Below are 23,548 nucleotides of genomic sequence, written 5' to 3'. Positions count from 1 at the left end.
GTTGGGTTGAGCACAAGCGTTACCCAACAAATGCCGATAAATGTTGGGTTTCGTTCCTCAAACGCCAGTCCCCTACGGAGGGAAACCCTCCTTCAGGGCTGGCTCCCCAACCTACGTAATTGCGTGTTTTTATGCAAAACCTACGCAGTATTGAGATCTGGTGGGCTTTAGCCCTACCTACACACTAACCACTAACAACTAACCACTAACAAAATGGATATTAATCAAAAGATAGCTTCTCTGTCACCAGCTAAAAGAGCCTTACTAGAGCTAAAACTTAAAAATAAAACAGTTAGTACTAAAACAGAGCAGACGATTCCTATAAGAGATGAAAACTCATCAATTCCTCTATCTTTTGCTCAACAGCGACTGTGGTTTTTAGAGCAGTTGGAACCTAATAGCTCGTTTTATCATATCCCTGAAGTTTTACAGTTGCAAGGAACACTGAATATAGCTGTTTTGCAACAATCTTTAGATGCTATTGTTGCCAGACATGAATCACTACGAACTAACTTTATTTCATTAGATGGCAATCCCGTACAGACAATTTCTGAACCGCAATCGGTAGAATTAAAAATAATCGACCTTCAAAATTCTTCAGAGAGCAATCGCAGTTCTGCTGTCCAAAACTTATTAAAAAATGAAGCCAAACGCCCTTTTGACCTGACATCAGATTTGATGCTACGTGGTTGCTTGCTACAACTATCGCCCCAAGAGCATATCTTATTGTTGGTCATACATCACATTGCTGCTGATGCTTGGTCAATGGGTATTTTGTACGATGAATTAACAACACTTTACAAAGCATTTCTTGACGGACAGCCCAACCCGTTGCCAAAATTGCCCATTCAATACGCTGACTATGCGGTTTGGCAACGCCAATGGTTGAGAGGGGAAGTTTTAGAAAACCAAATTAACTACTGGAAACAACAGCTAGCAGGTGCAACTCCAGTTCTGGAATTGCCTACAGATAAACCACGTCCGCCGATTCAAGCTTATCGAGGTGCAAAGGAATATTTTGTTTTACCTCAAAGGTTATTATCGGCACTACAAAAACTTTCACGGCAAGAAGGTGTCACTTTATTTATGACACTGTTGGCAGCATTCCAAACTCTGTTGTACCGCTATACCGGACAAGAAGATATATTAGTAGGCTCACCAACAACCAATAGAAGTCGGGCAGAAATCGAAGGGCTGATTGGATTTTTTATTAATACCCTGGTTTTACGTACCGATCTGTCTGGCAATCCCACTTTTCGGGAATTGTTGCAGAAGGTAAGAAAAGTGGCTATTTCTGCTAATGTCAACCAGGATTTGCCATTTGAAAAGCTAGTTGAAGAATTGCAACCGGAGCGATCGCTCTCATACAATCCATTGTTTCAGGTGATGTTCACGTTGAATACACCAAAGCAATCGTTTGAGTTACCCGGACTGTCTATCGCGCCTTTGGAACTGTGTCTTTCTACATCCAAGTTTGACCTAACCTTGTTTGCGGAAGAAACAGAACAAGGATTGCGCTTAATATGGGAATACAACACCGATCTATTCGAGCAAGCAACCATAACTCGTATGAGCGGGCATTTGCAAACAACGCTTGAAGGAATTGTTGCTAATCCACAACAACGTATTAGCGAATTGCCACTGCTTACGGAAACTGAGAAAAATCAGCTTTTAGTTGAATGGAACAATACTAAAGCCGATTATACTTTAGAATGCATTGATAAATTATTTGAAGCACAAGTAGAACGGACTCCGAATGCAGTTGCAGTCGAGTTTGAAAACCAACAACTCACATATCGAGAGTTAAACAATCGCGCCAACCAATTGGCACATTACTTGCAAAGCTTCGGTGTAGGACCAGATGTTGCAGTTGGTATTTGCATACAGCGTTCTCTCGAAATGGTTGTAGGATTGCTGGGAATTCTCAAAGCAGGTGGGGCTTATGTACCTTTAGATCCAGCATATCCCCAAGACCGACTAAGTTTTATGCTGTCAGATTCTCAAGTCACAGTGCTGCTGACAAGTGAGAAGTTAGCAACTGCATTGCCCAAACACAACGCACAGACAATTTGCCTTGACACACATTGGGCTACCATCAACCAAGAAAGCAAAGAGAATTTAGTCAGTGGCGTTCAGCTAGAAAACCTAGCATATATCATCTACACTTCTGGTTCTACAGGGAAACCAAAAGGGGTAGCCATGAAACAACTTCCCCTTTGCAATCTTATTTTCTGGCAGCTAGAAAATACAACTGTTTCCACAGACGCAAAAACTCTGCAATTTTCACCCATCAGCTTTGATGTTTCCTTCCAAGAAATGTTCGCCACTTGGTGTTCTGGTGGAACCCTAGTTTTAATAGCAGAAGATTTGCGGCGAGATGCATCAGCACTGTTAGATTTTCTGAAACAGAAAGAAATTAACAGACTGTTTTTACCCTTTGTAGCTTTACAACAGCTTGCAGAAGTTGCAGCGGCGTCATTATCAGTGCCAAGCAGTTTGCAAGAAATCATCACTGCGGGGGAACAGTTGCAGACAACTCCCGCGCTGATTAACTTATTTGAAAAATTACCTCAGTGTAAATTACACAATCATTACGGACCATCAGAAAGCCATGTTGTCACTACTTTCACTTTGCCCGATCGCGTAAAGAATTGGTCAGTCCTTCCGCCCATTGGTCGTCCCATTGCCAACACTTCAATCTATATTCTTGACTCCAATTTACAACCAGTTCCCACTGGTGTACCCGGAGAACTCTATATTGGCGGTGTTGCATTAGCACGGGGATATCTCAACCGCCCAGAATTGACAGCAGAAAAATTTATTTTCAACCCCTTTGATGATTCTGGATTGCCAATTCCACACTTTAGATTGGAACCAGATGATGGCAATCCAAAATCCAAAATCCAAAATCCAAAATCCAATCGATTGTATAAAACGGGAGATTTAGCCCGCTTTTTGCCTGATGGTAATATTGAATATCTTGGCCGTATAGATAACCAAGTCAAAATACGTGGATTCCGGATTGAATTGGGAGAGCTAGAAGCTTTACTCAGCAAGCATCTATCTGTCCACCAAGCTGTAGTTATTGTCCGTCAAGATATTCCTGGAGATAAACGTTTAGTTGCTTACATTGTTCCAGATCAAGACTCAGTACCAACTGTGAGTGAATTGCGTTCTTTCCTGAAAGAGCAGCTACCTGAGTATATGGTACCCTCGGCTTTTGTGGTATTAGATACGCTACCTCTAACTCCAAGTGGTAAAGTGAACCGCCGCGCACTTCCTGCACCTGACATCACAAACTTAGAATCGGAAAGGAACTATATTGCTCCTCGCAATGAAGTAGAACAGCAGTTGGCTCAAATTTGGGAAGAGATTTTAGGGTTCCAACCTATTGGTGTCAAAGATAATTTCTTTGATATTGGGGGACATTCTTTACTAGCAGTAAAACTCTTTTCCAAAATTGAGAAGGAATTAGGTAAAAAATTACCCCTCGCAACTCTCTTTCAATCGAGTACTATAGAAGCTCTTGGGGAGTTGTTATTGAACAAGCAACACCAAAGCGATGGTCAAGGAGAAGAAACATCCTCTAAGACAGAGCAAGGCGAAGGTTCTTCTTTAAGTATTCTTGTGCCAATCCAACCAATAGGTTCCAAACCTCCCCTGTTCTTGATTCACCCTCTTGGTGGAGAAGTGCTTTGTTATCGTTCCGCAGCAATACATATAGGGAAAGACCAACCAATCTACGGGATACAGCCTCAAGGAATTGATGGTAAGGAGGCTCCATTAACCAAGATTGAAGATATGGCTGCACTATATATCAAAGCAATTCAAGCTATCCAGCCTCAAGGTCCGTATTATCTTGGTGGGTACTCATTAGGAGGTACAATTGCTTACGAAATAGCACAGCAACTTCGCCAGCAGGGTCAAGAAATAGCTATTATTATCATGCTTGATAGTGGTGTTCCCGGACAAACCAAACGGTTGCCATTTGTTGCCAGAATTTTTCTCCATTTTGAGAATTTGGTAAAAGCAGGTCCTGTTTATATCAGTACAAAGATAAGGGGATGGACTCAATGGGCTTTGTTCCATCTGCGCCGGAAATATTTAAGTTTCTTGGGAGTTGTGGAGTCTTTGTCTCAAGATGACCCACATTTAAAAGTTATGGACTGTAATCTGATGGCTTGGGATCGATATAAATACCAACCTTTTTCTGGTCGAATAGCTGTCTTGCGAACTGATGAAAGGTGTCTTGATGCTCAAGATAGGGCTGTTGGCTTACAATACGATCCTTTATTAGGCTGGGGGAGTTTAGTCGATGGCGAAATAGATGTTTATCACATTCCTGGCTCTCACTTTACTATGTTTAATGAGCCTCATGTCCGTGAAGTCGCAGAAAAATTGAAGTGTGTTTTAGAGAAGGTTTATAGTCTCTAGAACTTCAGTAAAAAAGGAGTTGTAGGTAGGGCTAAAGTCTACTAATATCAAACTGCCATACAAGCTCACTCTCACCCGCTTGGCTAAGTCAGCAAAAGCGGGTTTTATTTTTGCCTATTTTTGGAGGAAGAAATTACATTTTTTATCTCACGCAAAGACGCTAAGACGCAAAATAATAAAAGATTCAAAAGATATACTCTAACTTTTGATAGTAATGGTTTGTATTTGCCGGAATCTTGAGGCTGCCTACAACCAATTGCCTACTAAAACGAACGGTGCCCAATAATAAGGTAGGCGATAATTAGTGTTAGGATGCTTTTCTATCAGATACAGTTGAGCTTGGCGCAGTGCTTGAGCTTTTGTTAACTTTTCATTTTTTAAAACTTTATAAAATTGAATAGCAAATGCAGCTGTAGACTCATCTTTGACTTGCCAAAGTGTCGCTAATGTGCTGCGTGCTCCGGCTCGGACAGCGATTCCTGCTAAACCTAATGTGGCTCGTTTGTCGCCAGTGGCAGTTTCACACGCACTGAGCGCCAATAATTCAATTGCTCGTGTATTGATGCGATCGCCAATTCCAAGTAATCGATCGAAATTCTTAGCTTCTAGCAAACGATCCCACAGCAAAACAAAGGTTTCGTCTGGGTTAGAACTGAAATTACCGTGGGTAGCAAGGTGAATCACAGAGAAAGGAACTGATTCAACTGCCTTTCTTAAGTTGTCGGCGCTTAATGTAGAGTTTAGAAGTTTTTGGCTTCTTGTTACTTCAGCCTGAATTCGTTCGAGTTCGAGAGGAACTTGGTTGAGGGAATCAAAGGTTCTACCTGCAACGGTACGTCTTTCGCTTACCCCTGCTGTTAATACATTAAGTTGAATCTGTGTCAAGGGTTGGGATTCTATTAGCTGCAAACCCGGACTGATAGCTAGAGCATACTTCTGAACTAAATATTGTTTGCCGTCGTCAAGAACAGCAAGGGGAATATTCTGCAAAGAAAAATCTAACACAAATACCAAGGTATTAATGCTGTTTTTAGCGAGATCGGGTTCAGCTTGGCGGAGCAACCAGTTATAGACTTGCTGAGATAATTGAGGTAGTTCTTTCGAGGGTTTAGGCTGGGTTAGCTTCTGTTGCAGTTGTTTTAAGGTACTTTCGACTTCTTCTTGAGAAACTTGAGTTCTGTAATGGAGCAAGTTAGATTGTTTGGGTAACTTGAGAATGAACTCCATGCGATCTGGCAAAACAATTCCATAAAAGACGGCTGTTGGGGGAGCGGCGCTGTCTACAATCTTATCAAGCTGTTCTGGCTTGGCTTGGGCGCAAGCATCCCGAAAGAAGTTGTCGAGTTCAGCCAGTTGAAGTGCCTCAATGGCTTCACGGGCTTGCTTGAGGTTTTCCTGGCTGGGAGTCTGGGCTTGTAAGAGCAAATTAACTAGTTCTCGATAAACTGGTTCTACCTCCTCCCGAAAGCCAAATTGAATATCGGGATTGAGAGTCACCAAATCGCTGCGGATGGATTGCAAAGATTTAACAGCTTGGGAATAAGCGGCGATCGCTCCTGGGATATCTTCTTGTTTCAGGAGTCTTCCTAACTGCCATTGCCATTGGTAGTTAATATCACCAGCTTGAATCTGCTGGGAGAGACTGAGGGCTTTGATAGTGTATGCTTTCGCTTTTTGCCATTCGCCTTGCTGTTCGTAAAACTGACCGAGATTTCCCAAAGCGTAAGACTGGGTGCGGGAGTCTTGGAGGTTTTCGGCTTGTTGCACCGCCGCATTCAATAGAGCAATAATGACTGAGTTCGATGGCTCGTTTACAGTTTTAGTTTGTGAGGGCTGATTTTTCCTGTATGGTAGTAAAGGGCACATAGGTGTACTGCGTTGGAGTTGCAGACAAATCAGATTCTTCGCTAAGTTGACTTGGGCGTTAACAGTAGACCGACCTGGAGGGAAAATCGCTAGCGGTTCCCGAATTTGCGACCCCAAATACCGAGCTTGCTCCCACTGGTGCGTTTCGATGAGTAAGCTCAAACGATTGAGTTGTGCTTGCATTCCTAGCAGGGGAAATCGATTGGCTGCAACTGTTTCTGCTTGTTGATACAATTCTAAGGCTTTCTCAGTTTGTTTTTGGGCGCGAGCTGTATTTCCTAAACTCAGTAAAGTTATGCTCTTTTCTTGGTGCAATCCTAATTTTTCGGCTACTGCTAAAGCCTGTGTCAGTATCTTTTGCGAGTCTTGTAACTCTCCTGTTTGTTGGAAGAGATCGCTTAAGGTGCGTAAACCAGTCATCTTTAAACGAGAATCTGGGGATTGTTCTAAAGTTTGGCGAATTTGTACCAGTAATTTTCTAGCTTGACGGTAAAGCCCCAAAGTTTGCAGCGCTTGAGCTTGATTAACCTGGCTACCAATCGTTCCTACAGAGTCACCAGCTTGTCTGTAAAGAGTCTCCACCTGTTGCCAAGTTTTGAGAGCCGCTTGAGCAGAGTCTTGTCCTAGTTTTGCTTTACCTCCCACTAATTGCAAACCTGCAAGAGCATTTAATACTTGAGCGTGGATGCGAGTGCTTGGTTTATCTATGTTCGTCAGTAGAGATAAGCTTGTATCAATTGCTGCTTGGGCTTGCTGCCATTGTCCGAGTTGTTGCTTAGCTAATGAGACAAAGCTTAATGCTAGGGCTTGATGAGTGCGATCGCCTGCTTGTTCATAGGTGTGTGCAGCTTGTTGCCATACTTGAGCCGCTTCCAAAAATTGACCGGCATCGTAGTGTTGGTTACCTGCTTGCATCAACGTTAATTCCCGCTCCGCCGCGACTGGCTTAGCACTCAGCGGGATTAGGGTATGGATACCTAAACTTAAGAGTAGCGCTAAGAGAGCGATCGCGATTGACCGAATCAGCAGCTTCATTTTTTCAACTCCTACTGCTTTGCGTCCACAGTTGGCAATCTAAGGGATGCAACCACAGCCCCTGAGGAGTAACTGTTGCAGGTTTTGCTGTCAGTAGCACATCGCCATTCGGCGTGGTAATCCAACCTTGAGCTTCCACAATTCTCTCTGCTTGGCTATCCTCCATCTTTGGTTGCTCGCTCCTAGCTGATGACGGAAGTTTGAACCCTGTTGGTTTGCTCTCATCTACTAAGCGTAAATCTTCCCAAGGAGCATTAGCCCTAAGCGTTTCATTGGGAGAGGTGGGCAAACCGCCGCGACCCGTAACCACAAATTCACTATTCTTTCCGACAACTCGACAGAAGTCCTGTCCAATCAAGCGAGAAACATCAACAATATTTGCTGGTAATTCAGTTAATGATTGAGCAGGGTCAACATCTAAGATATCTATATTTACAACTCCGGCTATACCAAACTCAGAACTAGCGGTAATATCACTTAGAGGAGTCCGGAAGTTGCGAAATTCAAGACCAAATAAACCTTGCGTTTTGATGTCGATCTTACCTCCTCGTCCTAGGAAAGCATTGGCAGTAATATCGCTATCTTCATCAGGGACGGCAACTATCAAGTCACTATCAATCAAGATATTGCCCCCATCACCACCAGCGCGATCGAGACCTGCGGTAGTTGATATTTGACTGTTGCGGCGTAATAACAAGAGGTCATCGATTTTGAGCGTAATATTTCCGCCCTGACCTAATGTAGTTGTTGCTGAGAGAACAGCTTGATTGTCCAGCAACAACTTACGAGTTACAACTTCTAAATTGCCTGCATCTCCTACTCCCTGATTGTTCACACCAATTTCTGCTCCATCTCGCAGCGTCAACCTATCGGTCTCAATCCTCAAGTTTCCTGCAGCACCAGTACCTTGAGAGCCAGTAAACAAACCGCTAGGAAACTTCTGACCCGACCAATCTCGAAAATAGCGTTGATTGGGAACTTCTGGCGCTGCGCCAACCAGTTCGACCGAATCGGAAGCTTTGACAAAAACAGATCCACTCCGACCTCTACCAAAAGTCCCGGCTCCTACTTGTGCTCCTTCCCGAACGATTGATCGAGCCGTTTCAATTCTGATTTCGCCTCCGTCACCATCGCCTCGAGTGGTAGCAAATATAGTAGTAGGAATGCCATTATCAGCAGTGCCAATCAATTTTACCTCGGAAGCTTGAATATTAATATTTCCCCCATTGCCACCAGCAAAAGCAGTAGTTAAAATTTGCGCTCCATTTTCTGCTACAAGCCTTCCCGTCTTGACTGTCACAGTGCCGCCTTTACCAGTGTTCCGACTAGTAGCAAATAAGCCACTGGAACGGAACAAGGCACCAATTTGAGTAATTCCACGCAATTCTACTGTTTCTAAAGCATTAATTATTACATTTCCACCATTTCCCCCCTGACCCTGATTAAGAGTAGTGGAGCTAATCTGTGCCCCCTCTTGGATACTCAGCCTTCTGGTCTTAACCTCAACAGTACCTCCGTCACCAGCACCCAGAGTACCGGCAAATAAACCACTGGGGCCAATTTGGGCAATTCCCTTAGCTTCTACTGACTCCAAAGCATTAACTAAGACATTTCCTCCCTGACCCTTATTATAAGTTGCGGCGTTTATCTGTGCCCCACCTCGAAGAATCAGTTTTCCTGTCTTGACCTCTACAATACCGCCCTCCCCAGTACTCCGACTGATAGCAAATAATCCACTCGAAAAGTTTCCACCTCGATTGATTCCTATCGCCTCAAATAACTCTAAAGCGTTAACGCTAATCTTTCCCCCATCACCCTGACTATAAGTACTAGATGATACTTGCGCTCCATCTCGGAGAATGAGTTTAATTGTATTAATTGTTACATTACCAGCATTTCCTGCACCTGTTGTCTCAGTCAACAAACCACTGGGTTGACCACTTGGGGCTGTGCCGCTTGCTTCTATGGACTCTGAAGCTCTGACGGTTACATTTTCTCCACTTTCCTTGCCGCTAGTAAGAGACAAAATAAACGAACCATCTTGTAGCACCACTCGACGTCCCTGTATACTAATCTTTCCACCTCTGGAACCACTAGTATCTATGGCAGCGGCTTGAGAAAGGCGGATATTTTGAAAACTCCGTACACCTTCATCGCTCAATGCCCAGCCAGGGTTTGTTGGAGTAAGACTCAGCAAGCTCTCAGAATGTACACTCCACAATTCAACTTGGCCTGATTCTGCACTCAAGCTTCCCCCTTCTAACACTACCTCACCACCAGCAAGAGCCAAGGTTTGACCAGACTCCACTGCCAAACCACTAGTTTTTATAACTTCGAGCACCTCACCAGTCTCATCAAACCTAAGTTCGTTCCCCTGCCCCTGTACGAGAATCCTGCCTGGATCTTGTCCGTACTGCAAGCCAACCGGAACATTAATCGTCAGTAGAGTAGGGTCAGAGGGGCTAATGGCATTAAATTCGGTACCATCGGCAAATTTGATGCTCCTAGCGGTACTTCCCAAAAAGGAACCCCGGAGGTCGAGTTTGGCATTGGGGCCAAAAATGATGCCATTGGGGTTGAGTAAAAACAGATTGGCTCCGCCGGTTACCCCAAGTGTACCGAGAATGCCTGAGGGGTTAGTTCCGGTAACTCGGCTAAGAATGTTTTCAATTCCTACAGGATTACTGAAAAATACCCGCTGTCTATCCCCAACATTGAATTCCCGAAAACTGTGAAATAAATTGACCCCCCGCCTAGCTCCGCCATCTATCCGGTCAGTAGGAATTTCGCCCACGCCAATGTTAGGTGTCAGAATAGAACTTTCAGCACCTAAGGTGTCATCGGGGATAATTTGGGCTCTTATATAATCTCCAGAAGAAAGAGATACCTCACCCAATGCTAAAAAACTTGCTACTCCTAATCTCCAGCACCAATGTCGCACGCTTAGAGTCATAATTTATTTTTTTGAATAAAAATGACAATCCTTTTCTCTGTTGTGAAATCTTGAGATGGTGTACTGCGGGCAAAATGCCCGCGCTAGTTGTATGCTTTTACGACAAAAAATTTAACTAATCACTTATAGGATTGCTATGGCGAGTATGGCTCTCTTCCAGGCCATGGCGACGCAAATGGTAATGGTGGCGGAGGAGGCGGCGGAAGTACGAGATCTGTAAGTGAACCTCCATTGATTTTTTCTAGCTCACTCATACTAAGTTCAGTGACGAAATCGAGATCCTCTAGGCTTTGTTGTTTGTCTTTCATCTTTACCTCTTTTCGTTTTTTAAGTCTCTTACTAGCAGATGCGGTTTGCTCAACAATCAATCTCCGGAATTAACACAGAGAGTGAAAATGCTAGACATTTAATTTCTCAGCTAGGTTGAAACTTTATACGCAAACTTGAATTATTTTTTCAGAAAACTTTACAAATTTGTAATTAACCTAGCTTTCCTGAGCATGAATTTTAAGACTGTCTCTTGTCGGGAAATAATATCAGCTCTACCTTGCATTCCCGGTTGAATAGTACATTGATGATTTCCCCTACCCAAGGACAAGCTGTCTGGGAGTATCGTCACCTCGTAGAAAAAAGCATTGCTATCCCATGAGGGGATAGAAATGTTGGCAACTGAGGGCAAAGCCTCACCCCTTTGAGATTTAATGGTATCTTTAGAGATATGACTGACGACGCCTTGAAGAGTCCCATAGTCGGGATAAGGACATGCAGAAACCCGCATCTGTACCTTTTGACCTTTTTTCAACTTACTAATATCATCAGGAGCAACGGCGGCTTTGATTGCTAAGGGCGCATTGCTAGGGACAATTTGAGCAATTTCCTCGCCCATACGCACAGTTTGACCGGGGTTACGCAGGTTTAATCGAGAGATTATCCCGTCTTCTGTCACTGTAATCTTAGTCTGGTTGAGGTCGCTTTCGATTTGTTGCAGTTCGCTGGTGTCGCGTTGGAGTTGATTCTTCATTTGAATCCGCTGCTGGAACAATGCTTCCCATTCTCGGTTGAGGGTAGCGAGAGTGGCTTGACCCCTAGCATTTTCTTGAGCAATATTCTCAGTAGCGATCGCAACTTCTGCATCACTGGGATTGAGTGCAGCTTGAGTGCGTTGCAGTTTGGCTCGTACTGCGGCTACGGCTTGTTGTTGCTGGGCAATAAGAAGTTTTTGCGTCTCCATAGTAGCACGTCGTACCTCAACGGCTTGCTGTTGTTGAGCAACTTCTAACTGCACTTCCTCGAATTGATTTAAAGATAAGGCTCCCTCTTGAACTACCTTTTGATAGCGATCGCGTTTGCTTTGGGCTGCTTTCAATGCTGCTTCTGTTGATTTTAGGTTAGCACGAGATGAGCGCAATTCCACCTGTGCTTGATACCATTCTTTTTCTGATTTTTTTAAGTTCGCCTGGGCTTCTTCAACTTCCGCCCTCGCAGTAATTTGTCGATCTCGGTGATTGCGTTGGACGCGATTGAGTTCGGCTTGAGCAGAACTAACAGCACGATTTTTGCGCTCTGTTTCTGCTTTGATTTGTTGATTGAGCGCCTTCATTTGAGCATCGATTTGCAGCAGTTGCAGTTGTACCTGCTGGATGTTGCTTTGCAATTGGCTTTTTTTAGTTTGCAAGCGGGAGTCATCTATAGTGGCAACAGTATCGCCTTTTTTCACTTCCTGATTTTCTTTTACATAAATCTGCATTACCTGACCTTCTGTTGCTGCTTGTACAATGCGTAATTCACCAGTTGGACGCACAACCGCCTGTCCTGTAACTGTCACCTTATATTGAGCTACAGCAGCCACTGGGATAGCTAAACTAATAACGCAGAGAATAAACATTCCCCCAAAGGTAGTCCAACGACTAATTGGTGGAATAAATTCGTTTGATTGCAATGAGGGGAGAGAGTTTGTATTGCTAACCATAATAGTTAAAAACCAAAAGAATAGGCTGCTTGTCAAAATCCGCAAAATGAATAATTGGCGTAGATTTGGAAATTTACTGAACTATTAATGCTTGCCATTAAGATGAGCAACAGAAGATGCGCTCGCTAAATCTTGGGAGAAGGGGAGAAAATCTTCTAAAAAGTCTAAATGTTCACCTTGAATTTGCCGCAAATGTTCTGGCTTACCTTGAATTTTTAAGCTTCCTTGTTCTAGTAATACAATCCAATCTGCTCGCTGAATTACTTTAGGGCGATGACTAATTAAAATAGTGGTTTTACCTTGACGATAGTAAAGCAATTTATCTAGGACTTGTGCTTCGCTCACAGGGTCAAGAGCACCTGTAGATTCATCTAAAATGAGGATGGGTGGGTCAGTAGCTATTGCCCTGGCAATAGCTAATCTTTGCCTTTGTCCACCAGACAGATTTGCGCCAAATTCACCTAAAACAGTTTGATATTTATCTGGTAATTTGCTGATAAATTCGTCAGCACCAGCAATTTGACAAGCCCGAACAATATGTTCAAAACTTATATCAGGATAACTAAAGCGGAAGTTATCAACTATTGAACGGCTCCAAAAATGGGGTTCTTGTGGAACAAGGATTACCTGTTGTCGCAGACATTCTAAAGAGAGGTCTTGTTGATTATAAAAACCATAGCGGATATTACCTGACTGCACTGGATATAAACCAGTAATTAGCTTGGCAAGGGTACTTTTACCACAGCCAGATTTACCAATGAGAGCAATGACTTGACCACCAGAAATAGTTAAGGAAAAATCTTGTAACAAATCAACTCTGCCTGCATGATGAAAGTTGAGTTGAGTACAGGTAATATCTGCATTTCCCGGAATCTCTGCCCAAGGTTTTTTAAAGTCGTTTTCGTCTTCTGGGGTAGCGTCGATGACTTCTGTAAGGCGTTGAATCACAATTTGGGCGGTGATAAATTCATCTGCTAATCCAATCACAGAACTGAGGAAGCCGAGGAAATTACCACTCATGCCGTTATACGCCATCAATTGCCCAATCGTTAAAGTTTGATTAATTACTAAATAGCTACCAAACCAAAGGATGCCAATATTAATGAAAGTAGAAAGAATGCCAATAACTGTGCCGCTATAAAGTCCCAACTTCATCATGCTCCAGCCGAGGTTAGCAAGGCGACCGTAATTGCTTTGATACTCTTGCCATGCTTGGGGAGTAGCTTGGGTAGTTTTTAGTACCTGGACACCGCGAAAGGTTTCCACTAGAAAGCCTTGGTTTTCTGTTCCCAAGACAATCGAATTGCGGGTTTTCTGGCGCATTGCTGGGAGGAATAGCAAGCTAACAGCCGTGACAATCACAAAAGCCGCGATGGAAGCGAGTGTCAATTGTATGCTGTAAAAGAGCATAAAGCTCAATGATGCTACAGCAATAAAGAATTGGCTGGGTAAGCCCAAGACAATTTGCGAAACTAGAGTATTAATAGCGTTAACATCAGCAATGCGGCTGACTACTTCCCCACTGCGGCGTCCTTCAAAGTATGACAGGGGTAAGTGCAGGAGTTTACGCCCGTATTCTAGAATTAACCCTAATTGCAATCTTTGACCAAAGTGACCGATGAGGTGAGATTGGACTAAGCCAATGGCACTTCTAATTAAGTTCATGGTGATAACGCCAATGGCTACGGTGGTGAGTAATTGGGTATCTCCCCGCACCAATACATCATCGGTTAGCAGTTGCATCATAAAAGGAGAGGCGAGGGAAAGTAGCCCAATGGCGATATTGATGGCGATCGCTTGGGCGAGAATAAAGCGATAAGGCCAAACCCGTTGAATATAGCGCCCCAGTCCGCCAATTTTATCTGATTCTTGTTGATAAAAGCGGCTGTCGTCGGGAGTTAAAAGTAGCATCACGCCATTACCCCAACCTGCCATTAATTCTTGACGGGTAAGGTAACGGATACCAACACCAGGGTCAGCAATTACGTATTTATTACGTTTTTGTCCGTATAAAACTACCCAATGGTAGCCTTTCCAATGGATAATTGCTGGGAGGGGAGCTAGGTGCAATTGGTCGAGTAATTGGGCGCTAGCTTTGACTTGACGGGCATGGAATCCGAGAGTTTCTGCACCCCGACTTAAACCCAGCAGGGATGTTCCTCTTGACCCTGTGCCTACGGCTTCCCGGACGCGGTTAAGAGCAAAAGTGCGTCCGTAATGTTTGGCAATGGTGGCTAGGCAAGCAGCACCGCAGTCTTCTTCGCTGTGTTGTAGTACACTTTGGTATTTCATATTCTGCTGCAATTATTGGGGAGTAAATACAGTCGGCTCAAATGAACCGAATTAATTGAGTTTTTATACCAATTTGAAAAAAGAATGCGACAGATGGGTAGGAGCATAATAATGTTGTGCTATTACGAAGAATTTATGTGTTGCAAACATTATTTAAATTGGTATTAAATCTTCAATTTTAACTTAGACATAACAATGTAAACTTAGAAATAAAAATCAGTGATATTTTCTGATACTTACTAAGTGAACTTCTCTGCTCAGACTCTTTACGATGACTTTTAGTATTTATGCACTGAAGAAGCGAAAATTTGGCAAAATAAACTAAAAAATCTTTATGCAGAATATATCGGGGCTTTGTGCCCCGACAATGTTTAATGTTCAACTTCAGTAAACCAAAAGTTTGGCTATGTGGTTACTGAATATTTCAAAATTCTGAAGAGTTTAGGCAATAACTTGGTATAATATCCGATAGGAAGCAGAGCCTCTGATAATATTTGATGTTATGCCGTTTGTGGGAGTGCTTCCAACACTAAAGCCGCCTAGATAGTCATCGGAATTCCCCCAGACGTCGTCATCAAAAAGCTCCAATTTTGCAGTTCCATTAAAGTTTATTGCTCTGTTGATATTGATGGTTTCACCACTATCTACGTCAGGAACTATTCCCGGAGGAATCAGTGTCTCTCCATTTACTTTAATATATATTTCGTCTCCATTAAAATCACTTGCGTTGAGGGCAGTAAGTCGATACAACAAGAGAGTAGCACCACCTTCGATGACGGCTCCTTCTTCAGAAGTTAATTCTGTAAACAGTTGTGTGTCAGAAGTACAAATCGCTGTGTTGATGTTAGACATTGTTTTTCTCCTGTAGTTAAGATGACATCAATAGCTTTTGATTTGGTCAACCCCTACTGCGATTTGCTCTGGCTATGGGGTATTCTGCTCATTCCGGGAAACTATAGTATTAGGAATACAGCCTAGCTGAGGATTAAGAGGCGGTAGCGCTGGTATCCAACCAGGGGGACAAGCATGTGGAGGAGCAAGTAATACTTTTTGCTGTGCTTTCTGTCCCCCTCCCACACACTCAGCAGTTTGATTATCCAGTTCTTCAACCAAATTCAAGTCTTCTACTAAAAGTCTTTTGCTTCTCATTTTTCTAGTCTCCTTTACTTGAGATTCTGTTTTGCGGGTTTGAATCCCTTCAGTTTGGTTATTGAGGTTGCGTTTGCTGATTTATGCACTTGTTCGCCAACAATGTTCTCATCCGATACGCTTTGGTTAAGGATAGCTGGCTAGTGGAGAAACAGAGAGAATGAGAGTTTTGAGATTTTCATGCCAAAATTTCATCCCTTATTTCAGCAACGACTTCCTTCACTTCGCGACTTTGCAGTTCATTAATTCATCCCTGTTTTATGCAATGTCCATGTTTAGGACTTGCACAGTAGGGAAAAATATCGGGGCTTTTTGCCCCGACAATGTTTAATGTTCAGCTTCTGAGAACCAAAAATTTGACTCTGCAGTTATTGACTATCTCAAAGTTTTGAGGAGTTTAGGCAATAACCTCGTATTGTACGTCGTATATAGAGTCACTTCCGCTGATTCGCTTCCATTTTTTACCGTTTGTGGGGCTGTTTCCTACAGTAAAACCGCCTAGATAATCATCGGCATTACCCCAGACGTCGGCATCAAAAAAAGTAATCGATGCAGTCCCGTCAATAACATGAAATTTGTTAATGTTAAATGTCTCCCCTGTTTCCACATCTTTAACAGTTCCGTGAATTTTCTTGCCGTCGGCTTTAACAACGACGTCGTCTCCATTAGTATTTGAGGCGATGTCTGAACTTGCTTTAATGGCAGTGGCTTTATGCAACAAGAGAAGAGCACCGCCTTCGATGACGGCTCCTTCTTCAGAAGTTAATTCTGTAAACAGTTGTTCGTCAGAAATAGAAATCGCTGTGTCGATGTTAGACATTGTTTTTCTCCTGTAGTTAAGATGACATCAATAGCTTTCGATTTGGTTAATCCCTGCTATCGATGATTTTGAGTGAGGATAGGCATTAACTCTGCTTCAAGTCAAAAATCAGCTTTGGCGACGCCTGTATAGAGTCATAAGACTGTAATTAACGACATTGAACTCAGAGGCTTTGTCTTACCTCGTTGGGGTTTTAACCCTTTCATCAAAGTTAATGAGGTGGTGTTTTTTGATTTATGTACTTGTCCCCATGTAAAAGCTGTTGTTCTACTCAAAAAAATAGCTGAAACCTATGCCCGCATTAGGTTACAACTATTATTTTTTTTAGCCAAAAAACTTCACAAAGTGCATTTGGATAACAATCCTAAGTAAGTCAACCAAAATAAACTTAGCATCTAGAAACCCGGTAACTCCTGCGAAACCGGGTTTCTAAGACCTTGTATTTTACATTTAATTATGTTGTTCTACTTATCAAAGCCACAGGCGATCGCCATGACCATTTTTTGAATTCAAAATGTAAAATTCACGCATTCAAAATGAAGTTCCACAATTCTCTCTGGTTGGTTGTCCTCCATCTTTGGTTGCTTGCTTCTAGCTGCTGGCGGAAGATGTTGCTTTGCAGTTGGCTTTTTTGAGTTTGCAAGCAGGAATCATCGATAGATGGCTCTAGCGATCGCTAATCTTTGCTTTTGACCACCAGAAAGATTAGCCCCAAATTCCCCTAAGACCGTTTGATACTTATCAGGGAGGTTGTTGATAAACTCATCAGCCCCAGCAATGTGACAAGCTTGCACAATCTGCTCAAAGGTAATATTGGGCAAACCCAAACGAAAATTTTCCAGAATCGACCGACTCCAAAAATGCGCGTCTTGGGGAACCAGTACTACCTGTTGTCGCAGACAGTCTAAAGAAAGGTCTTCCAGGTTATAAATGCCGAAGCGTATATTACCAGACTGAAGTTGGTATAAACCCGCAATCAATTTAGCCAGAGTACTTTTACCGCACCCAGATTTGCCGATGAGAGCAATCACCTTACCACCGCTCTAAATTTGGCACAAACACTTCATTTCTTGTTCTGTATCTTTTTGTTAAGTACAATTTATACAAAAGATGCGTTTACCCTGTATAAGTGCATAAACCAGCAAACGCCATCCCAATAACTAGATAAATAAAATGGGTTCAAACCAATGTATCTGGTTTATTGTCAATTTGTAAAAGCTTTACGCTCGAAAACAACCTCAAAGCTAGAATGAGCAAAAGAGTTTGGTGGCTATTGCCTACTGAATAATAAAGTTCATAAACCTAGATTCTGTCAAAGTGGTTTCTTGATCTCAACGAGCAAGCCACCTACACTGAGCGGATAATCTCTGAAAATGAGCGATCAATTCTGGACACTGCATGATTTTACTGCAACGAGCGGTCATCCTCCATTCAAACGATTAATTCAAAATCGCTTGCGGGAGCGGATGGAAAAGCTAGTTCAGTTGCATCCTGAGTGGAATGAGAGCGATTATGTAGATTATTTTGTAAAAATTCTCAATGACGATTCCCAACCTGAGATAGAAAAGCGCTTGGCTCACTGGCACTTATTAGCTTACTTCGATCGCGATCGCTGTTATCTCATTTGGAGAAGTTGGTGTCGTCTGCCTTTTTACGCAGCTCAGGCAGAAAATTTGTATGCTCTGACTAATGAACACCTTTGTAACCGGGAGAAATTACAACAATCTCTCAATAAGTACAAGACTAGTAACGATAGTAGAGCAAATCTTAAAACCTACATGGTAGGGGTACTGCGAAATGTGATGCGCCAGCAAATACATTGGGAATCGAAATGGCATCTGCTATGTGATGTAGATATCAATAGCCGTAGAAAACTGCAAAAGGCGGAAGAACGACTGAGAGAAGCGCTGACAAACTCTGGCTCAAGAGAACCAGAAATTTCGCAGTATCTTTTTGCTTGGCGCTATTTTGTTCCTATCTACAAAAATAATCGCGTTTATCATCCCAACAGAAGAGAAGGAGACAAATGGCCAGAACCAGAACTCTCAGATTTTGCGGAAACCGCTAAGGAATACAATTCTCAGAGATTTCAACCAGTTGCTTTCTTGCAAGTCGCTGTTGGTGCAGCAGCAACGCCTGCAATGATTCAAGAATGGATGAATATCTGTATCGCCACTTTACAGCAACCTTCCCAAATTATTGAAGTTTCTTACGATGTCAATAACAACGAACAACCGGACGATCGGAGCATCACTTCTTGGGAAGCTTTAGAGAACGAAGAAGAACCAACAGAATCTTTACAAGAGGTAGACCTGATTTTAAGGAGAGAAATTGAACTTATTGAGCAAAACTTAGACAATGTCCGCAGTCAAATTCCCAAATCCTGCCGTCAAGCTGTCATGCCTCTGTGCTATCCTCACCGATTAGCACTTTTAACTCAGGAACAGTTTGCCAGTAAGATTGGTGTTCATCAGGGAACCATTTCACGCTACATCTCCAAGAATGTAGAAGCGCCATTGGTAGAAAAGTTTCAGGAGTTAACAAGTGAGCAAATCAATCCCAGTGCTTATGTCAAAACATTTTTAAATGAAAAATTTGCTCATCTTAACTCTGCTAATCCAATTGAAGCTCAATTAATTGCTGCACTAGCAGATTTGGATATGCGATTGCAGCAAATTCTCAAACTTAGCTACGGTCAACAAATGAGTCTCGCGGAGCTAACTCAGACTCTGAGCCAAGAACAACCTATTAGCCAAGAAGAAGTCGAACAAAAACTATTTTTAGCTCAAAATCAATTAGAAAAAAGTTTTTTAAACTTACTGAATCAATGGCAAACTAACTATATCAAGTTATGGTTAAAAAACTATTACCAAAATCTTATTCAATCGGGATTATTAAAGTCTTTTGAGCAATTAGGATCGCTACAAAGAGAAATTATTTGCCAGCGATACGGTCAAAAGCAAGATATCAAAACTAGCTCTCATGCCTGCCAAACCCTGGCTTTAGCGAAGCAGCAGTTGCAGCGTTGTTTTCTTTGGTGGATTAATACCCGCTTTGGTCTTTCCCTAGAAACAGAAAGGCAACAAGTCGGCGAAGTGGTTGAGGATTGGCTGTCAAAAGATGTGCTCTACCTAGAACTCCAGAGGAATTAAGGACAGAAAATGTTGAAATTGCGAAAACTTTCTACTATTTATCCTAACCAGCTCTGGTTGAATTTATCACAAGAGCTTCAAAAAGAAGCTTGGCAGCAATCCCAACTTCATTCTAATGCAGCTGCTCGCTGTCAAGCTTATCTCAATTATCTCTGCTTAAAAACTTTTGTTCCTTGGCTTGAGGCTTGGTTGAAAGAAGCCGATCGCTCTCGAAGTAGCATTTCTGACATCACTTGGGACTCTCTGTGGGAATTTGTCAACGGTACACCAATTGAGTTAGAAGGAATGCGATTGGTTTTGATTCCTAGTGAAACAAGCGATCTAGAAGAATTTGCCGTTCCCCGCGAGTGGGTTGATATTCCTAGCTGGAGAAAGGACTATTACCTTGCCGTGCAAATTAATTTGGGTGAATCAGAACAATCTTGGCTGCGGGTATGGGGATTCGCTAGCTATGAAAAACTCAAGAAGCAGGGAATATATGATGAAAGCGATCGCACTTACTATATCAACCAGGAAGTCTTAGCTGAAGACTTCACACAAATGCTACTCGTCCCCCAGCAAAACACCAGTTCCTACCCTCAAGAATCACCACGGCAGTTATCTGTCAAAGTCGCTCAAGAGTTATTAGTGCAACTCAGTAAACCAGGCATCTACTCACCCAGACTGGCAGTACCCTTTGAACGATGGGCTGCATTACTCACAAACGAACAATGGCGACAGCAGTTATACAACCAGCGTTTGGGCTTAACTTCTACCGCAAGTGCTAGTGTCGCAGTCGTGAACTTGCGGCAATGGTTAGAGAAAGCCAACAGCACGATAGAGGAGATTTGGCAAGCTGTCGAAACACTTTTAACACCTCCAGAATTCAGTGCAGTTCGCGGTATAGAAACGGCGGAAACGACAGTATCTTCCGAAGCGATCGCGCCATTAATTCGCCTGCTACAATCCGATCGCTCCGAAAAAGAGCGCTGTCAAGCAGCTGGGGTTTTAGGACAGATTGGAATTGGTCATCCGGAAGTTGTTGAGGCGTTGACTCAATTGTTACGCACTGCTAACGATGAAGAAACCCGTTGGGAAGCAGCCTTAAGTCTAGGCAAAATCGCGCCCCATCATCCCCAAGCAGGTGTCAGTAAAGCTAGGCTTATTGACTTGGGGATGCAGTTGGGAACTTGCCAGATAGCATTGATTGTCACCATTAGACCGAAAACTGAAGACAAAATTAGCGTGCGCCTACAAGTGCAACCAATCAATCAACAACACAAGCTTCCACCAAATCTCCAACTGCGCGTGATTTCCGGTGGTGAAACTCGCTTGCAAGCCCAAACAAGAAGCGACGATCTAGGTCAGGGGAAAGATAAAATCCTTCAGTTGGGTTTCAGTCCGCCTCCAGGAACCCAATTCCAGGTGCAAGTGGCACTTGATAGAGCGAGCTTGAGTGAGGACTTTATAGCTTAAAAAATTAACCAGAAAGTAGCGATGGGCAGGGTAGCAGTTCTGAAAATCGGCAGGGGCAACTTTCATCAAGGGTTTGAAGTATCGCTAGAACTGAGAGAAGATGGCGGTTCTCCCTTGGGAGAAATTGAAGGTAGGCTAAAAGCTAACACAGATATTGAAGGATTGTATCTTTTATGGCAACAATCTTTTCGCAATCTCACAGCAATCGCTCGCGCTCCAGGTTGGGAGATTGAAGAAAGCTTGGCGACGAATCGCGCTACTAGCGAGATTGCGGACGACTGTTGGCAACGGATGCGACAAGTGGAGGCTAACTTAAACCAATGGCTGCAACCGTCGGGGGAATTGGGCTGGCAAAAAATTAGAGAAAGGTTAAACAAAGAACTAGCCAGTCAGGCTGACACCATACGCTTAGCCATTAAAGCCAAAGATCCAATCCTGTGGAAACTGCCTTGGCATACTTGGGATTTGCTATCGCATTACCCAAATGTCGGTGTTAGCTATAGTCCGGTAGAGTATGAATCTTGGGAGATTGCCAAGCACCAAACTCAAAGCGATCGCGTTCGCCTTCTGGCAATTTTTGGAGATAACCGACACTTGGATTTAGAAGCCGATCGCAAGGTCATCGCGAATCTCAATGGAGCGCAGACAGTTTTTTGTCATCAGCCTCAGGCTAGAGATTTAATTGCTCAACTCCGAGATCCAAAGGGCTGGGATATCTTCTTTTTTGCTGGGCATAGCCAGACGGTAGAACAAAGAGGTCGGATTAGTCTTAGCGCCAGGGAAAGTATTGAAACTGACCAATTTAAACATGCTTTAAAGGAAGCGATTCAAAGAGGATTAAAAATCGCAATTTTTAATTCTTGTGAAGGATTGGGACTAGCGCAGCAGTTAGCCGATCTACACGTGCCTATTATCATTGTCATGCAGGAGATAGTTCCAGATAAAGTTGCTCAATCTTTTCTCAAAGAATTTCTTAGAGAATACGCTGCAGGACAACCTTTATACATTGCGGTGCGTCGTGCCCAAGAACGTCTAGAGGAATTTACCGATCTACCAGGAGCTACCTGGTTACCAATGATTTACCAAAATCCCTCTGAGGTGCTGCCAACTTGGAAGGATTTGCGAGCGATGACAAAGCGCAATTCCCGCCGTCAGCTTGAATGGCAGCATTTGCCAAATATCTTAGTCAGGAGTTTGGTTGCTACAGGCTTAGTCATGGCGGTACGGTTTTTAGGGGGACTCCAACCTGTGGAGTTGTGGGCTTTTGACCAGCTAATGCGCCTGCAAAGCGATCGCGGAATTGATGAGCGCCTACTGGTTGTAAAAGTAACAGAACAAGATATCCGACAGCAGCGTCAGTATCCCCTGAGCGATCGCGTGATTTTACAAGCAATAGAAAAACTCCAGGTTCATCAACCCAGAGCCATTGGCTTGGATATCTACCGTGATTTTCCTGTAGAACCAGGATACCGCGAGCTAGCCGCCCACATCCAGAAAAACCCACGCTTGGTGACAATTTGCGAAGTCAGTCAACCGGAATCAAAGGGTGGCAATAAATTTGGGGTTGCTTCTCCCCCAGCTAGCTCAACAGAAAATGTCGGCTTTAGCGATTTGGCAGTTGAGCCAGATGGCACAGTTCGCCGTTATTTGTTTCATTTAAATCCAGGGGAATCCCTTTGCCAAGCCTCTTATGCCTTCAGTGCCGAATTAGCCTTTCGTTACCTGTATTCAGAAGGCATTCAACCAGAAGCGACATCTGAAGGCAACTTGAAACTTGGCTCTACCGTTTTCCAACCTTTAGAAAGGCATACTGGTTTTTATCACAACATCGATACTCGCGGTCACCAAGTCCTTTTAAATTATCGATCTTCACAAAAAGTAGCTAGGGAAGTAACGCTCACAGAAGTTCTCCAAAATGATTTTCCACCCCAGTGGGTGAAAGATCGGTTGATTTTGATTGGTGTCGTAGCCCCATCAGTTGGCGATCGCTTTTCTACGCCCTTTGGTAACGAAATGGACCGGAAAATGCCCGGTGTCATCATTCACGCCCAAATGGTGAGCCAGATGCTTAGTATAGCTAAAGAAGAACGTTCTTTACTGCGGTTTTTGCCGCAAGGATTAGATGCTCTCTGGATCTGGAGTTGGGCAATTACGGGGGGTTTATGCATTTGGGGATTTCACTCGCTGTTATATCGCAAAATTGCAAGCGCTGTGGCGATCGTTATTCTTCCTAACCTCTGCTTTGGCTTGTTCAGTATCGGTATTTGTGCGCCCCTGGTTCCCTCAGCCCTCGCTTTTGCGATCGCTTGGGGAATTACCAACCGTTTTAGTAGTTTGTCGCATTAATTTAAAGAATTTTTACGAAAACAAATATCTTACCTGAAACGAAAGAGTTAGCCTGTATTAATCTTCAGCAACGTAAA

General features: G+C 43.2%; 11 protein-coding genes and 1 pseudogene. 4 read left to right on the top strand and 8 right to left on the bottom strand.

Annotated elements, in window-relative coordinates:
• Window positions 1-213: 213 nt before the first annotated feature.
• Window positions 214-4,434, top strand: coding sequence for a non-ribosomal peptide synthetase (locus tag F7734_RS38060; RefSeq protein ID WP_155749639.1), 4,221 nt, complete (start codon window positions 214-216; stop codon window positions 4,432-4,434).
• A gap of 246 nt (window positions 4,435-4,680) precedes the next feature.
• On the opposite strand, the gene F7734_RS38055 is transcribed toward F7734_RS38060, so the two are convergent.
• From F7734_RS38055 to F7734_RS38020, 8 genes and pseudogenes are all read right to left on the bottom strand, one after another.
• The gene (locus F7734_RS38055; protein WP_155749638.1) at window positions 4,681-7,335 is read right to left on the bottom strand and encodes a CHAT domain-containing protein; all 2,655 of its coding nucleotides are present in this window, start codon (window positions 7,333-7,335) and stop codon (window positions 4,681-4,683) included.
• A gap of 4 nt (window positions 7,336-7,339) precedes the next feature.
• Window positions 7,340-10,288, bottom strand: a complete 2,949-nt coding sequence (locus tag F7734_RS38050) for an S-layer family protein (protein WP_155749637.1) — start codon at window positions 10,286-10,288, stop codon at window positions 7,340-7,342.
• 466 nt (window positions 10,289-10,754) lie between these two features.
• Window positions 10,755-12,257 carry an HlyD family efflux transporter periplasmic adaptor subunit gene (locus F7734_RS38045; protein WP_155749636.1) on the bottom strand — a complete coding sequence of 501 codons (1,503 nt, stop codon included), beginning with the start codon at window positions 12,255-12,257 and terminating at the stop codon, window positions 10,755-10,757.
• A gap of 84 nt (window positions 12,258-12,341) precedes the next feature.
• Window positions 12,342-14,549 (bottom strand): peptidase domain-containing ABC transporter, encoded by a 2,208-nt coding sequence (locus F7734_RS38040; protein WP_155749635.1) that lies wholly within the window; start codon window positions 14,547-14,549, stop codon window positions 12,342-12,344.
• Window positions 14,550-14,990: 441 nt separating this feature from the next.
• Window positions 14,991-15,401: a hypothetical protein gene (locus F7734_RS38035; protein ID WP_155749634.1), complete on the bottom strand. Its 411-nt coding sequence runs from the start codon at window positions 15,399-15,401 to the stop codon at window positions 14,991-14,993.
• 72 nt (window positions 15,402-15,473) lie between these two features.
• On the bottom strand, window positions 15,474-15,698 hold the full coding sequence (locus tag F7734_RS38030) for a hypothetical protein (protein WP_155749633.1): 225 nt from the start codon (window positions 15,696-15,698) through the stop codon (window positions 15,474-15,476).
• A gap of 397 nt (window positions 15,699-16,095) precedes the next feature.
• Window positions 16,096-16,518 (bottom strand): hypothetical protein, encoded by a 423-nt coding sequence (locus F7734_RS38025; protein WP_155749632.1) that lies wholly within the window; start codon window positions 16,516-16,518, stop codon window positions 16,096-16,098.
• A 659-nt stretch (window positions 16,519-17,177) separates the two neighbouring features.
• Window positions 17,178-17,558: pseudogene (locus F7734_RS38020) on the bottom strand (ATP-binding cassette domain-containing protein); the annotation flags it as partial.
• 333 nt (window positions 17,559-17,891) lie between these two features.
• Between F7734_RS38020 and F7734_RS38015 the strand changes: the two are divergent.
• Genes F7734_RS38015 through F7734_RS38005 form a run of 3 tightly spaced genes read left to right on the top strand, consistent with a single transcriptional unit; the run spans window position 17,892 to window position 23,471 of the window.
• Window positions 17,892-19,670: a helix-turn-helix transcriptional regulator gene (locus F7734_RS38015; RefSeq protein ID WP_155749631.1), complete on the top strand. Its 1,779-nt coding sequence runs from the start codon at window positions 17,892-17,894 to the stop codon at window positions 19,668-19,670.
• A 9-nt stretch (window positions 19,671-19,679) separates the two neighbouring features.
• The gene (locus F7734_RS38010; RefSeq protein WP_155749630.1) at window positions 19,680-21,125 is read left to right on the top strand and encodes a DUF1822 family protein; all 1,446 of its coding nucleotides are present in this window, start codon (window positions 19,680-19,682) and stop codon (window positions 21,123-21,125) included.
• Window positions 21,126-21,146: 21 nt separating this feature from the next.
• The gene (locus F7734_RS38005) at window positions 21,147-23,471 is read left to right on the top strand and encodes a CHASE2 domain-containing protein (RefSeq protein WP_155749629.1); all 2,325 of its coding nucleotides are present in this window, start codon (window positions 21,147-21,149) and stop codon (window positions 23,469-23,471) included.
• The last annotated feature ends 77 nt before the right edge of the window (window positions 23,472-23,548 follow it).

The sequence above is a fragment of the Scytonema sp. UIC 10036 genome, assembly GCF_009725235.1.
The sequence above is the reverse complement of the archived record's forward strand: the minus strand, read 5'-3'. Positions and strand labels throughout refer to the sequence as shown.

Coding starts and splice junctions, on each gene's coding strand:
- F7734_RS38060 (WP_155749639.1), top strand. CDS start 214: ATGGATATTAATCAAAAGATAGCTTCTCTGTCACCAGCTAAAAGAGCC.
- F7734_RS38055 (WP_155749638.1), bottom strand. CDS start 7,335: ATGAAGCTGCTGATTCGGTCAATCGCGATCGCTCTCTTAGCGCTACTC.
- F7734_RS38050 (WP_155749637.1), bottom strand. CDS start 10,288: ATGACTCTAAGCGTGCGACATTGGTGCTGGAGATTAGGAGTAGCAAGT.
- F7734_RS38045 (WP_155749636.1), bottom strand. CDS start 12,257: ATGGTTAGCAATACAAACTCTCTCCCCTCATTGCAATCAAACGAATTT.
- F7734_RS38040 (WP_155749635.1), bottom strand. CDS start 14,549: ATGAAATACCAAAGTGTACTACAACACAGCGAAGAAGACTGCGGTGCT.
- F7734_RS38035 (WP_155749634.1), bottom strand. CDS start 15,401: ATGTCTAACATCAACACAGCGATTTGTACTTCTGACACACAACTGTTT.
- F7734_RS38030 (WP_155749633.1), bottom strand. CDS start 15,698: ATGAGAAGCAAAAGACTTTTAGTAGAAGACTTGAATTTGGTTGAAGAA.
- F7734_RS38025 (WP_155749632.1), bottom strand. CDS start 16,518: ATGTCTAACATCGACACAGCGATTTCTATTTCTGACGAACAACTGTTT.
- F7734_RS38015 (WP_155749631.1), top strand. CDS start 17,892: ATGAGCGATCAATTCTGGACACTGCATGATTTTACTGCAACGAGCGGT.
- F7734_RS38010 (WP_155749630.1), top strand. CDS start 19,680: ATGTTGAAATTGCGAAAACTTTCTACTATTTATCCTAACCAGCTCTGG.
- F7734_RS38005 (WP_155749629.1), top strand. CDS start 21,147: ATGGGCAGGGTAGCAGTTCTGAAAATCGGCAGGGGCAACTTTCATCAA.